Genomic DNA, 13,851 nt, shown 5'->3' on the forward strand with positions numbered 1-13,851 from the left:
GTTAGCTAATTTCGGGTTTAATAGCGTAAGATAGATAATGAATTTGCAGCACCGGCTATCTTGATGTCGTACTTGTTGGATTCTTGGTCATAGTTTTTGCTCTTGCGAACATCATCCAAAACCACATCCACATCTTCATACTTGTTGTTGGAGAACAATGCGTCCGTCTCGACTTGACAAGCAGCGCCTTTTGGTAAATACAAGATTACTTTGGAAGCAGCTGTGTTAACCTCAATATCACAAGTCCCATTTATCGGTTTTGGTAAATATAGGTTCAGTGAACTCGCACCCGAATTTACCTCCAATTTGCTGATTTTCATTTGTTTGAAATCGCCAGTGATTGCAGCTGCACCCACATTGAATTCCAAGTCCCATACAGGCTTATTGCTGAGACCAACCTCAATCAAGCTATTGTTGTACTTGTTGTTCTTCATTTTGCTGGTCAATTCCATTTTCACCTCCCTATCGCCCTTGGTCTGCAAGTTCAATGAGGCAGTTGGTTGTGCAGTCTTCGCACTAAGGACTAAACTTGAGTCTGTTCCCGGTGCAAAATTATACTTGGCTGCACCACCGTTGATCGTTAGTTTAGCGGATTCAGTTTCTGAGCCGATGGGATGGGAGACAACCTGTGTAAAAGGTCCTTTTACATCATCGCCGGTGGAAACATCAATATTGCCGATATGGTCATACATGCTTTCCTTGCTGGTTACCCCTTTGAAGAAAATAAAGCCACATAAAAGGATGTTGGAACCGATAACGATATATTTACCATAAGTCCTTCCCTGCAATAGCAAACTGATACCGATAGACACAAGGATCAATGGCCATAAACTGATTATGGAGAAGAAATTAAAGTCTATTACTTTCAAGTTGTGTAGCAAGAATACTAATCCTGCGAATACCAACCATATACCTGTTGCAATTTTATTGTTCATTGTTTCTTAGCTTTGTTGACCAAAACTAATACGATATTACAAATTTAATAATGGAAAATAGGCTTGACGCTTCATTTTTTCGGTAAATCAATTAGTTTTGTCGGTGAAAAGATTCAGCGAGAATTTGTATCTTGAACTTATCCAAAACATTTTTGCTGAGGATTCGTTAGAATTAGTGATTTAAAACAAAATATATAATAAAACCAACGTATGATATTTTATTATTTTGGTGAATATCTCTTGTTACTGAAGAAGGTTTTCCGAAAACCTGAGAAAATGAAGATTTACCTAAAGGAGATCTTCCATGAAATGACAGAGATAGGAGTGGGGTCGTTGGGCTTAATTGTGATCATTTCTACCTTTATTGGTGCGGTAATGACGATGCAGATTGCCTTCCAGTTGGTTTCAGACCTGATTCCAACCTCGGTAATTGGACAGATTAACCGTGACTCCAATATCCTGGAACTCGGACCTACCATCTCTGCCCTGGTATTGATGGGAAAGGTAGGCTCCTCCATCTCTTCTCAAATTGGTTCTATGCGCGTGACCGAGCAGATTGATGCCCTTGAAATCATGGGAATCAATGCCGCCGGTTACCTGATTCTTCCTAAGATTATTGCCGGTTTGATCATGGTGCCAGCTTTGGTTATCATCGCGATTTCCTGTGCCTTGGTCGGTGGTCTTTTGGGTGGCGCCCTTTCTGGTGCTGTTACGCCCGATGATTATATCGAAGGTATCCGCGGTGGCTTCAATGGATTTACTATGGTAGTCGCCATGGTAAAGGCAACGGTATTTGGTTTTATCATTACCTCGGTACCTGCCTATAAAGGTTTTTATGTGCGTGGTGGCGCTTTGGAAGTTGGACAGGCTGGAACAAGGGCCGTAGTGATTGGATGTATTTCCATCTTGGCATGTGACTATTTGATCACTGCATTAATGTTGTAATTCCCTATGATTGAAATAACAAATATTCATAAGTCTTTTGGCGATAATGTGGTACTGGATGGTATCGATGCCATCTTTGAACCTGGCAAGGTAAGCCAGATTATCGGTGGCTCCGGATCAGGAAAAAGTACCTTACTGAAATGTATTGTCGGCTTGCACCAACCTAACCAAGGGAAAGTGTTTTTTGACAAACAGGAATTCACTAAAATGGATTTCGAAGAGAAAGTGCCTATCCGTAAGGAAATCGGAATGCTTTTTCAGAATTCTGCCCTATTCGATTCCATGACCGTGGAACAGAATATTGTATTCACCCTGGATATGTTTACCGAAATGAGCAAATCTGAAAAGATTGACAAGGCAAACTCCTGCCTAGAACGTGTAAACCTTGCAGGTAAGAATAACCTCTTTCCTTCGGAATTATCCGGCGGCATGAAGAAAAGGGTCGGGATTGCCCGTGCCATCAGCATGAATCCTAAATACCTTTTCTGTGATGAACCCAACTCCGGACTTGACCCTGCTACCTCCATCCTGATCGATGAACTGGTGCAAGACCTCACCGAGGAATATCAATGTACTACCGTGGTGGTAACCCATGATATGAACTCGGTAATGGGGATTGGAGATTACATCCTGTTCCTCTATAAAGGGAAGAAATATTGGGAAGGCTCCAACCAGGATATGTTGAAATCTGATAACAAGGAATTGAATGACTTTGTGTTCGCCAGCCCTCTGATGAAAGCCGCTCGGAATACTTTGAAAAAGGAACAGTAATTCTTTTCCTTCGATTTTTCTATCTTTGCAGAAAAAACCTTCATAAAACAATGCTAACGTCATGTTTTATGAAAGGCTTTTATGGTCCTTTAAATATTGCAACTTGAACAACGATACCCAAATTCAACTCCTTACGCCGCAACACTGGAAAGATTATGAACTGATCGACTGTGGTGATTTTGAAAAACTTGAACGTTTTGGCGAACTGATCCTCATTCGTCCTGAACCGCAGGCAGTATGGCCTAAAGCTTTGGGCGATGCAGAATGGAATAAACGTTATCATATCAAATTCAAAGGCCGTTCGGCAACCTCTGGGGACTGGATGAAAAAGAACCCGAAAACTCCAGACCGTTGGCATATTCAATATAAAAATGAAGATGTAGCCATCAAGTTCAGACTTGGTCTTACCTCATTTAAGCATGTCGGGATATTCCCTGAACAAGCTGTCAATTGGGATTACATCTCCGATTCTGTGAAATCCTTTAAGACACCGAAACCCAAAGTATTGAACTTATTCGCCTATACGGGTGGAGCATCTTTAATCGCTAAGGCCGCCGGTGCGGATACCACTCACGTGGATTCCATTAAGCAAGTGGTGACCTGGGCCAACGAAAATCAAGAACTTTCTGGAATCAGCGATATCCGTTGGGTCGTTGAAGACGCTTTGAAATTCGTGAAACGCGAATTGAAACGTGGAAACACCTATAATGGAATTATCCTTGATCCACCAGCCTATGGACATGGCCCTAAAGGTGAAAAATGGAAATTGGAAGACCATATCATGGAAATGATGCGCGATGTCGTTCAACTATTGGATCCTAAAGAGCACTTCCTGATCCTCAATACCTATTCCCTAGGTTTTTCTTCTGTTATTGTCGAAAACCTGATCAAAACCTCCTTCCCGAAAGTCGAAAACCTAGAGATTGGAGAGCTGTATCTACAAGCAACCGCAGGACCAAAATTGCCTTTAGGTGTTTTTGGGAAGTTTCGGAAAATAGCTAAATAGACATAAGATATTGCCTTTGAACCAGGATTTGGCTCGACTCCCCTTCGGCTTCGCACAGGGAACAGCTCGCCAAACGAGGATAAGAGGATGGACCAAGATCATAATTCCGATGGAGCGGCATCTCGGCTTCGCTCGATATCCGTCGAGACCCGGCACAGGATTATTATTGGTATTACATTCAACATTATATTCACAAAATTCGTAGGGGCGTATCGCATACGCCCACCCCATATAGACATAAAAAAAGAGGTTGCCATGATCGGCAACCTCTTTCGTTTTTCATAGGTAGGTTTCTTATTATTACACATTTAAGGGGCTAAGCTGGGACTCAAGTCTATTCAATTGTTCGTAAAAGGCAGTTTTGGATTCTCCAAAAGCTGAATTTACTTTCGATTGAAGGGAACGGTAATAGCTGATACCATCCAAGAGTTGAGTGTGGAATTTCTGGATGTACTTTTGCTTCTTCACATCCAAGTTGGACAGGTTTTCGTTGATATAGCCTGCCAAGTGTTTAACATATAAATCCAATTCATTGATAAAGAACGATGGTCTGTTCACATCATTTAGGACATTGATTCTACCGTAGATATGGTCAACCATTTCCTTTAAGCTATATACTTTATTGAAATATGCCGTATTCGGTCCTGGGCAGATGGCAACAGCATCTCTTTCCCGAGGTTTGAGGATTCCATATTTCAAATATGCTGGAGCTGCCAGGCCTTCACAGAGACATTGTTTTTCAACAATCTTATTGTACGCCAATTGATAACTGGCTTCATCGAGTTCCTGTTGCTTTAACTCATTGATCTTGTTCAATTGATAGACCCTGGAGGCAGTGCATACAGGCTCAGTAGAATTGCTCGTATCTGAAACCAAGTATTTTTTGGTGCAAGGGAAACCAGGTTTGCCTTGCTCAATCCTTTTCAGCCGATTCAGTTCGGCCGTGCTCTTCCTGAAGTTGTTGAAGGGAACGCCTAAAGGCGACGCTTGGGAGATATAGAAATCATCAGCCGTAGCCGTCGCTAGGTTATTCAGGGTTTCCTCATCAACGGTCGTCGCTTCTGGAACCAAGAGGAAGGGCGATCCCCAACCTACGGCATCCATATTATAATAATCCAATAAGAAAGAATGCTCCTGCGAAGTTCCCACACCTCCTTGTACGGAAAACTTGATTGCAGGAGCGTTTTCACTATTTAGACCTAAATCTTGAAGGGCTTGCTGATATAGCGGGAATATATCCGCTATCAGGGCTTCCTTATTGTTCTTAAATTCTTCGAGAATCGGGCCTAAAAGAAATCCGTCGGTGGCAAACGCATGACCGCCACAGTTTAAGCCCGATTCAATCCGGTATTCGGAAATCCAAATACCTCTTTTTGCCAAATACTTGGCTTGGATAAGTGCCGACCTATAGTCTGACACCTTCAGAGTGATCTTCTTCTTGAAATTTCCATCGGCATCTGGAAAGAAGGTACCCAGCTCTGATAGGTACGCATATAATCTTGGATTCATCCCCGCAGACAGGACCAAGGAGGACTGCAATTTACTCATCGCAAAACCTCGTACCGCCGCTGATGCATCCGAAAATACCTCTGGCAATTCATTGCCATCAGCATCTCTATTGATCTTGTCCACTTTCGACATGATGTTCACGTCGATTTCTCCCGCAACCATGGCCTCACGGATATCATTCGCAACCAAATGCTTTTCATAGCCATGCTTCAATGATTTCCAGCGGGCATAGTTTTCCTTGCTTGGATGTGACTCCGGAAGCAATTCAAAATAACGCTGGGCCTCTTTATCTTCCTTCCAATCCACTCGTTTCAACCGTTCCACCTGTTCAGAAACCAAATCCTGAACCAAGTCCAGGTATTTACAGATGCGCGTGGCACGGTAATCAGCATGTTTCTTGCTAATCGCTTCAAAAGCAAGTTCGTACTTCTTCGAATAATACTCACGCATACGCTCAATCAACTCGTCATCCACGATTGAAATAACCGAAGAAATACCAAATTGAGCAACTTTAATCGGGGTATCAATCGAAAATGCAAGGCCTAAAACAGGAATATGAAATGAATGCGTCATGTATATCTTTTACTGTCCGCAAATAACAAAACAATCCCCATACAAAAAGTAACAGGTGATAAAAGGAAAATGTGATGTTGGTCACTTTGAATAGATATGAGAAGTGAGATTTGTGATATGAGATAGAAAATTGTCAAATTAATTGAAAAACAGAAGTTGCTTTACAATTTTATATCCAAAATTGGCTGGACAATGGAAAGGTCTCATATCTCCCATCTCATATCTCAAATCTTATTTAAAAACAATCGTCCTATTCCCGTGTAGCATTACGCGGTCTTCGGAGAGGAGCTGGATGGCGCGGCTCAGGACGGCTTTTTCGATTTCGGTTCCTGCGGTGCGCATACCGCTGACGTCGTAGCTGTGGTCGACGGATTTGGTGTTCTGGACGATAATTGGTCCTTCGTCGAGGTCGTCGGTTACGAAGTGGGCAGTTGCGCCGATAATCTTCACGCCGCGATCATGTGCCTGCTTATAGGGATTGGCTCCGATAAAAGCCGGCAAGAAGGAGTGGTGGATATTGATGAGTTTACCTTTAAACTTGGAGACAAAAGTAGGTGAGAGGATACGCATAAATTTTGCTAGGACGATATAATCGGCATGGTAGCTGGAAACAACCTCCGCTAATTCCTCTTCAAACTGTTCCTTGCTCTTGTTTTCATGGCTGATATAATGGAATGGAAGGTTGAATTTTTCCGTAAATTCCTGTAAATTATCATAATTACCAACCACGGCAAGGACTTCAGCTTGGAAAGTGCCGAAATAATTGCGGACCAAGATATCTGCCAAACAATGATGCTCCTTGGTGACTAGGACGACCAAACGCTTTCTTTGGTCAGGATTGATCATTACCTGACTGTTGGAAGGTAATCTATCTGTAAAAGCCTGCTGTAGGACTTCCTTGTGATATAGTTCGCCAGCACATACTACCCGAACAAAGAATTTCTTATTGGCTTCATCGACAAATTCGCGCATACTTACGATGTTGAGCTCCTGTTCTGCCAAAACATTGGATATAATGGCGACAAGGCCAACTGCATCCGTACACTGGATGAGAATTAAGGTTTGCGTATTCATGTTGGTTAGGTTGAAAAAGGGGAGAAGTTTGACCTCTCCCCATAAATATTTTATTAAACGGCTTCCTGAATAGACTCTATTGCAGCCTCTTCAACGCCATCTTTGGTGGTCACCAGGTCGTCCTCGGTATCCAACTCAACGCGTAAGTTGTTGACGATATGGACTTGGCGGTCCGGGGTATTTTTACCCATATAATATTCCAGCAATTGTGGAAGCTTATTGTCCTTTGACAAGATTACAGGCTCTAAACGGATATTTTCACCGATGAACATGCCAAATTCCGAAGGTGAGATCTCTCCCAAACCCTTGAATCGTGTAATCTCAGGTTTTGCACCTAGTTTTTTGATGGCATTCACACGCTCTTCGTCGGAATAGCAGTAAATCGTTTCCTTTTTATTACGGACCCTAAATAATGGGGTTTGTAGGATGGAAACATGCCCTGCTTTCACCAATTCAGGGAAAAACTGCAGGAAGAAGGTCATCAGTAGAAGTCGGATGTGCATACCGTCGACATCGGCATCCGTCGCGATCACGATATTGTTATAGCGAAGCCCTTCGATGCCATCCTCAATATTCAAGGCATGCTGCAATAAATTGAATTCCTCATTTTCATAAACGATCTTCTTGGTTAGGCCATAAGAGTTCAATGGCTTACCTTTAAGACTGAATACCGCTTGAGTATATACATCCCTGGATTTGGTAATCGATCCAGATGCAGAATCACCCTCTGTTATAAATAAGGTAGTTTCAAGGTTACGCTCATGCTTATCGCTGAAATGTACCTTACAATCCCTTAATTTTCTATTGTGCAAGGAAGCCTTTTTCGCACGCTCATTTGCCAGTTTCTTGATTCCAGCAATGTCCTTACGCTCGCGTTCCGATTGCATGATACGCTTTTGCAGGGCATCAGCTGTTGCTGGATTCTTATGCAAATAATCATCCAATGCTTTCTTCACAAAGTCATTGATGAAGGTACGCACGGTTGGACCATCCGGACCAACGCTTTGGGAACCCAGTTTGGTTTTGGTCTGCGATTCGAATACAGGTTCTTGCACCTTGATGGCAATGGCGCCAATGATGGAAGCACGAACATCAGAAGCATCGAATTCCTTTTTATAAAATTCACGGATCGTCTTCACGACCGCTTCACGATAGGCCGCCTGATGCGTACCACCTTGCGTGGTATGCTGTCCGTTGACAAAGGAATAATATTCTTCACCATATTGCTGACCGTGGGTCATGGCGATTTCAATATCATCTCCCTTAAGGTGAATGATCGGATAGCGCATGCCTTCGGTATCTACGTTGCGCTCCAATAAGTCTTTTAGACCATTTTCGGAGATAAAGCGTTGCCCATTAAAATTAATGGTCAGTCCAGAATTTAAGAAAACATAATTCCAGATCATGTTCTCCACAAATTCTAACCTATATTTATAGTTACGGAAAATGCTATCATCCGGATAGAAGGTCACGGATGTACCATTGCGCTGAGTAGTATCTTTTTGTTCGTCAGAGACCAATTCACCTTTGCTGAATTGGGCAATACGCGTTACGTTTTGTCTATATGATTGTACGGAAAACTGATTGGACAAAGCGTTGACTGCTTTGGTACCCACACCGTTCAGACCTACTGATTTTTGGAAGGCTTTACTATCGTACTTACCACCGGTATTAATCTTAGAAACAACGTCCACGACCGAGCCAATAGGAATACCGCGACCATAGTCACGTACCGTAACCCTGTTCTCATTAACGGTGATATCGATGATCTTTCCGGCTCCCATGACAAACTCGTCAATCGAGTTGTCCACTACCTCCTTCAATAGCACATAGATACCATCATCATAGGCCGATCCATCTCCCAACTTACCAATATACATCCCCGGTCTTAGTCGGATATGCTCCTTCCAATCTAGGGACCGTATGCTATCTTCGTTATATGTACTCATAATGTTTTTCGATATGCTTGAACCATCGCAAAAATATAAAAAAGTTAATCGACTTTTGCACAACACTTTTGCACATTTAATTCAGCAATAGAATTGCACATCGCAAATTGAGCTATATTCTTGTCAATTGATAGGACTGAAATGGAATTTAATGATAAAAACTAAAATGAGTTTTCCACATCTAATAGGGTAAAACTTATTATTTCACGTGAAAAATAACCCTTTAAAGCCTTGGTTTGTAGTTTATTGTAGTTAGATAAATGACCCTTTGTGTTTTTTGGCATGCTGAAATATTCCGTTTTGATCCCAGGCTCGGGTTGCTTTGGAATGGAAATGCCAGCAAAGGAATTGGGGATTCATTCGAGGCATATTCGAGAATGCTTCGGGACGGAGTTGGAGAACATCCGACAGATTTTGCGAAAATTCCGAATGATTCTCGAATAAGGTCAAAAGGGGAGCGATGTGGTAGAGGAGGTCAGCTATTTATCCAGCAGGTTATTTTCAAAAGAAAAGGGAGATTTTATACAAACCTCCCTTTTTTTATGTTCAATAATTTCTTTAGACTCCTCTTCCGAAATCATCTTGCACTCTTACGATATCTTCTTCGTCCGACGGATTAGCAGAGTCGGTATGTTGCCAGATCTCTGCAACGACTCCATACGAGCCTAAACCCACTAGACGGTGTCTTTCACCTTGTGATAGGCGGATCGAATCGCCTTCTTTTAAGATTTTTAATTCATGTTCTTCATCAGTAGGGCTGGTTACGACACCAACTTCTCCACGGATTACACGCCAAATTTCAGCTCTACGGTGATGATATTGCCATGATAGACGTTTGTTAGGGCCTACAATCAAAACTTTAGGACTTAATTTGCCAGATATCTTCAGGTCCTGAACGTTAAGGCCTTCGAAATAAGCGTCGGCAAATTCTTGTGCCTGATCTTCGTTGATCACAAAAAATCCACCCCAAGGTCTATTCTGATCTTCACTTTCAATCTTGAATCCCTTATTGGTCAATTTAGTTGAAATCTCTTGAAATAATTCGCTTTTATCTATATATGTCATGGTTACGATGTTTACTTATGTGAAGATAATATAACTTTTGTATTAATACAAGGCATAAATCAGTCTATCGATTGATTTACCTTATATTTGCAAAATAAGAAAAATCCTCATGTCACAAGCATTCGATACACAAAATGATATTTTTGCCAAGGCCGTCGCGTTCGTCAACCAGACTCAACAACCTATCTTCCTGACGGGTAAGGCGGGTACTGGAAAGACCACTTTTTTGAAGTTTATACGGGAGAATAGCTACAAGAAAATGGCGATCACTGCACCAACTGGTGTGGCCGCAATGAATGCTGGTGGGACAACCCTGCATGCCCTTTTTTGGTTGCCATTCGGTGTGTTTATTGAGGATTACCCTCTGCAATGGGGAGAATCAGACCAGTTTATCTATAATAAGCATAGGTTGTTCAGTACGATTAAACTGACCAAAAACCGTAGGGCCATCCTGCAGGAGTTGGAATTGTTGGTGATTGATGAAGTTTCCATGGTGCGCGCGGATACTTTGGATGCCATTGATGTCATCTTGAAGAGTGTTCGTCGAGATATGCGTCCTTTTGGGGGCGTTCAGGTCCTGTTTATCGGTGACCTGTACCAGTTGCCTCCGGTTGTGCAAGATCGCGAATGGCAGGTGTTAAGGGATTATTATTCGAGTGTCTTCTTCTTTGATGCCAAAGTTTTCAAACAACAGCCGCCTGTTCTCATTGAGCTCCAAAAGATCTATAGGCAGCAGGATAGTGCTTTTATCAATATCCTAAATAAGATCAGGAATAATGAGACTACTAATTCAGATCTCGATGAATTGAATACCCATTACAAGCCGGATTTTATCGCTCCTGAAGGCGAGCAATATATTACTTTGACCTCACACAACAGACTTGCAGACCAGATCAACCAAGAAAAACTGGAAAGTTTGGAGACCAAGCTGCATCAGATCAAATCTATTATCAAGGATGAATTCCAGAACGGATTATTTCCAGCAGAGGAGACTTTGAGCCTTAGAGTGGGAGCCCAGGTGATGTTTATCAAGAATGATGTCGGCGATGAGCGCCGTTATTTCAACGGTAAGATTGGGACGGTCAAAGATATACAAGTTGAAAAGCATAAGATCATCGTTTCTTTCCCGAATGGGGAAGAGGATGTGGAAGTGAAGCGAGAGACTTGGGAAAATATCCGCTATTCCTATAATAAAGGAGATGATAAGATCGAAGAGGAGGTATTGGGTACATTCTCCCAATTTCCATTGCGATTGGCTTGGGCCATTACTATCCATAAGAGCCAGGGTTTGACCTTTGAAAAGGCGATCATTGATGCGGGGACATCCTTTGCAGCAGGGCAGGTCTATGTAGCCTTAAGTAGGTTGACAGGATTAGAAGGGTTGGTGCTGCGGTCTAGGGTTCCATCCTATGCCATCCGTACGGATTTTCAGGTAGTGAGCTTTATGAAGCAAATGGAAGCTATTACCGATTTAGACCCGATCCTGCAGGAAGCGCAGAAGCGCTACCTAGGTCAGATCTTGTTGCAGAGTTTCCGTTGGAACCAGATGTGTGAAGAGCTGGAATCTCTGATCGTGGAACAAGAAGGAAAGAAAATTGAAGGTAAGGATGAAGCAGTTGCTTTCTTGAAGGATATGTTGGGTAAGTTAAAGGCGCAAGAAATTGTTGCGAATAAGTTTATCACCCAATTGTATAAAATGCTGGGGCAGGTGGAGATTGATTATGAAAAGATCTGCGAACGTTCAAAGGCTGCTGTCAGTTGGTTTATTCCAACATTTGAAAAAGAATGCTTGATGCCGATGGAAAAGCATATTGAGGCCTGGGTTGTGAAGAAAAGGACCAAGAAATATGTGGCTACCTTGAAAAGTATCTTGCTGGATTTCAAAAGAAAGCATGAACAACTCAAGCATAGCCTGACCATCGCTGAAGCCTTGAATAAGTCTTCTGATGAACTGACGGAAGAACTATTGCAGTGGAATAAGCCAAAAGAGAACCTGGAAAAGGAAGTAGAGGAGAAAGAGAAGGATACCAAGCAGATTTCATTGGATATGTTTATGGATGGGATGGATATTGAAGAGATTGCAACGAAACGCGATATGGTAGTAGGGACCATCTATGGTCATCTGATTAATTTTATAGGTTCCGATATCGAAGCTTCCGATTTGATTCCAGATGCGGAGCTGCAAAACATTGTCAAGGTCATCAAAGCACATCCAGATGCATCAGCTACCGAACTGAGAACCTTGATGGACATGAAAGTAGATTACCCACAGATCAAAATTGCCCAGAAATATTTGGAAGTTGCTGGGAAGTAAGGGGAAATTCCGCCTATAATTTATCTGAATATCGACCAGTTTTTTATTACCGATAACTAGGTTTTTTGTGTCATTCTGACGAAGGAAGAATCTCGGAAAAACGCAAACATCCAACATCAAAAAAATTCATTTTTTGCACTGTCGTACAGGTCCTTAACCGAAGGTTATTCAGAGTGGTGCGAAGAATCTATTTTGTTTTTTTAGGGATGTGTGTCATCGTAAGATGAACAAACTATTATCAAATAAAGAGAGGATAGTTCCGAGACAATCGGGAAACCCTCAGTGTGGCACGGAAGGGTTAAGGTAATGTTTCACCCCCGCTGAGCAATATCATTTTGTTAAGGTTTTTTGTGTCATTATGAGGAAGGAAGAATCTCGGAAAAATGCAAACATCTAACAACAAAAAAATCATTTTTTGCACTGCCGTACAGGTCCTTAACCGGAGGTTAAGGACCTGTACGGCACCTATTTTATCATTCCATACAGATTCTTCACTGATCGTTCAGAATTTGAATGTGTTTGGGAGGGATTCAGAGCGGAGCGAAGAATCTATTTTTCATCTTTTTTAACCCATAATGAGGAATTATTGAAAATATTTCACCCACCCTGTGGGTTCGCCTTTTCAAACATCCAAATTCTACAAATATTTCACCCACGCTGTGGGTTTGGAATCTGAAAATTGTACGGATGAGAATTTGAAAATCTAGGAGTTTCTTTAATCAGAAGATGATAATAATTTAGGTTTGTATGAGGCGGGCGTATTCGATACGCCCCTACAGTATCGGGGACTTTCCAGCGACATATGATCATAATCTTGGTCTATCCTCCCATCCCTGGTTGGCGAGCGGAGTCGAGCCATGACATCCTTGGCAACCACCCACAAATAACCTGAAATGTCCATTAATTGATCATTTTTAAGTCAAATAGCAGCTTTTTTACAAAAAATCGACACAAAAGGTTTAGCCTAATGAGATTTAATTATCTTTGTTAGCTAACACATCTACTATAGTTTGAAAGATAGCAAGTCAAATAAGAAGGTCAACAAATGGTTGGTTTTTACCTCCATGCCCTTTCAAATGGGGGTGACCATTTATGTGTTCTACTGGTTAGGGACTTGGCTAGATGAAAAATATGCGGTAGAGGGGGAATGGTGGATGAAAGGATTGACGATGTTTGGCGTCGGGCTGTCCTTATATCAGTTTATTAAACAAGTAAATTATATCAATAGAAATGAATAGATACCTGCTCTTATTATTAGTTCTGCTTGGCGTCACGGGTGTATGTTTTGGCATACATTACGCCGTTTTGAAGATGAACCATCAGGACCATTGGTGGATAGGATCGGGATATAGTTTAGAGGGGATGTATGTTTTTGGAGCAATTGCTTCCATTGTCATGGTCCTTATTTTATTAGTCATCGACTATACGATGCCGGTGCAGGTCGGCTTTGCGTTTTTGGTGGGAATGACCTTGAAGGCTGTGGGCAGTTATGTGTTCATTCATGAGGGTATAAATTTGCTGGAAAATGATTTTATTGAGTTGAATTTTCTAATTGTGTTTTTTGTTTATTTGCTGTATGATGCCTTTGCTGCCTATTATATTGTAAATCAACAAGAAACGGTCAGTAAAAACTAATTTTATAAAAAGTTTAAACAATTCTGAATTTATGCCAAATAAAATTGTAATTTTGCGCAAAATTTGTCATAATTC

At 41.7% G+C, this 13,851-nt stretch carries 11 protein-coding genes; 6 read left to right on the plus strand and 5 right to left on the minus strand.

Going from position 1 to position 13,851, the window contains the following annotated elements:
- Window positions 1–17: 17 nt before the first annotated feature.
- The gene (locus tag CKW03_RS04025) at window positions 18–935 is read right to left on the minus strand and encodes a toast rack family protein (RefSeq protein ID WP_093098669.1); all 918 of its coding nucleotides are present in this window, start codon (window positions 933–935) and stop codon (window positions 18–20) included.
- A gap of 210 nt (window positions 936–1,145) precedes the next feature.
- Between CKW03_RS04025 and CKW03_RS04030 the strand changes: the two genes are divergently transcribed.
- The 3 genes from CKW03_RS04030 to CKW03_RS04040 all read left to right on the plus strand — a co-directional run bounded on the left by CKW03_RS04030 (window position 1,146) and on the right by CKW03_RS04040 (window position 3,657).
- Window positions 1,146–1,880, plus strand: coding sequence for an MlaE family ABC transporter permease (locus CKW03_RS04030; protein WP_093098670.1), 735 nt, complete (start codon window positions 1,146–1,148; stop codon window positions 1,878–1,880).
- 6 nt (window positions 1,881–1,886) lie between these two features.
- Window positions 1,887–2,651, plus strand: a complete 765-nt coding sequence (locus CKW03_RS04035) for an ABC transporter ATP-binding protein (RefSeq protein ID WP_093098672.1) — start codon at window positions 1,887–1,889, stop codon at window positions 2,649–2,651.
- Window positions 2,652–2,754: 103 nt separating this feature from the next.
- Entirely contained in the window at window positions 2,755–3,657 is a 903-nt protein-coding gene (locus tag CKW03_RS04040; RefSeq protein ID WP_236736510.1) for a class I SAM-dependent methyltransferase, read from the plus strand.
- 300 nt (window positions 3,658–3,957) lie between these two features.
- Here CKW03_RS04040 and CKW03_RS04045 read toward each other — a convergent pair whose 3' ends face one another.
- The 4 genes from CKW03_RS04045 to CKW03_RS04060 form a co-directional block, all read right to left on the minus strand.
- The gene (locus CKW03_RS04045; RefSeq protein ID WP_093098675.1) at window positions 3,958–5,739 is read right to left on the minus strand and encodes a hypothetical protein; all 1,782 of its coding nucleotides are present in this window, start codon (window positions 5,737–5,739) and stop codon (window positions 3,958–3,960) included.
- A 231-nt stretch (window positions 5,740–5,970) separates the two neighbouring features.
- Entirely contained in the window at window positions 5,971–6,813 is an 843-nt protein-coding gene (gene purU, locus CKW03_RS04050) for a formyltetrahydrofolate deformylase (RefSeq protein WP_093098676.1), read from the minus strand.
- A 53-nt stretch (window positions 6,814–6,866) separates the two neighbouring features.
- Entirely contained in the window at window positions 6,867–8,762 is a 1,896-nt protein-coding gene (locus CKW03_RS04055) for a DNA topoisomerase IV subunit B (RefSeq protein WP_093098678.1), read from the minus strand.
- Between the two features lie 558 nt (window positions 8,763–9,320).
- Window positions 9,321–9,827, minus strand: a complete 507-nt coding sequence (locus CKW03_RS04060; RefSeq protein WP_093098679.1) for a cupin domain-containing protein — start codon at window positions 9,825–9,827, stop codon at window positions 9,321–9,323.
- A gap of 109 nt (window positions 9,828–9,936) precedes the next feature.
- On the opposite strand from CKW03_RS04060, the gene CKW03_RS04065 reads away from it, so the two are divergent.
- The 3 genes from CKW03_RS04065 (at window position 9,937) to CKW03_RS04075 (ending at window position 13,776) form a co-directional block, all read left to right on the plus strand.
- Window positions 9,937–12,141: a helix-turn-helix domain-containing protein gene (locus tag CKW03_RS04065; protein WP_093098681.1), complete on the plus strand. Its 2,205-nt coding sequence runs from the start codon at window positions 9,937–9,939 to the stop codon at window positions 12,139–12,141.
- Window positions 12,142–13,151: 1,010 nt separating this feature from the next.
- Window positions 13,152–13,379 carry an AtpZ/AtpI family protein gene (locus tag CKW03_RS04070; protein ID WP_236736511.1) on the plus strand — a complete coding sequence of 76 codons (228 nt, stop codon included), beginning with the start codon at window positions 13,152–13,154 and terminating at the stop codon, window positions 13,377–13,379.
- The gene (locus tag CKW03_RS04075; RefSeq protein ID WP_139185476.1) at window positions 13,372–13,776 is read left to right on the plus strand and encodes a hypothetical protein; all 405 of its coding nucleotides are present in this window, start codon (window positions 13,372–13,374) and stop codon (window positions 13,774–13,776) included. The genes CKW03_RS04070 and CKW03_RS04075 overlap by 8 nt, the downstream gene beginning before the upstream one ends.
- Window positions 13,777–13,851: the final 75 nt, after the last annotated feature.

Origin of the sequence: Sphingobacterium mizutaii, from assembly GCF_900187125.1 — a bacterium.
Classification (GTDB): Bacteria; Bacteroidota; Bacteroidia; order Sphingobacteriales; family Sphingobacteriaceae; genus Sphingobacterium; species Sphingobacterium mizutaii.

Excerpts from the sequence above, each read along its gene's own strand:
- CKW03_RS04025 (WP_093098669.1), bottom strand. The coding sequence starts at position 935 with ATGAACAATAAAATTGCAACAGGTATATGGTTGGTATTCGCAGGATTA.
- CKW03_RS04030 (WP_093098670.1), top strand. The coding sequence starts at position 1,146 with ATGATATTTTATTATTTTGGTGAATATCTCTTGTTACTGAAGAAGGTT.
- CKW03_RS04035 (WP_093098672.1), top strand. The coding sequence starts at position 1,887 with ATGATTGAAATAACAAATATTCATAAGTCTTTTGGCGATAATGTGGTA.
- CKW03_RS04045 (WP_093098675.1), bottom strand. The coding sequence starts at position 5,739 with ATGACGCATTCATTTCATATTCCTGTTTTAGGCCTTGCATTTTCGATT.
- purU (WP_093098676.1), bottom strand. The coding sequence starts at position 6,813 with ATGAATACGCAAACCTTAATTCTCATCCAGTGTACGGATGCAGTTGGC.
- CKW03_RS04055 (WP_093098678.1), bottom strand. The coding sequence starts at position 8,762 with ATGAGTACATATAACGAAGATAGCATACGGTCCCTAGATTGGAAGGAG.
- CKW03_RS04060 (WP_093098679.1), bottom strand. The coding sequence starts at position 9,827 with ATGACATATATAGATAAAAGCGAATTATTTCAAGAGATTTCAACTAAA.
- CKW03_RS04065 (WP_093098681.1), top strand. The coding sequence starts at position 9,937 with ATGTCACAAGCATTCGATACACAAAATGATATTTTTGCCAAGGCCGTC.
- CKW03_RS04075 (WP_139185476.1), top strand. The coding sequence starts at position 13,372 with ATGAATAGATACCTGCTCTTATTATTAGTTCTGCTTGGCGTCACGGGT.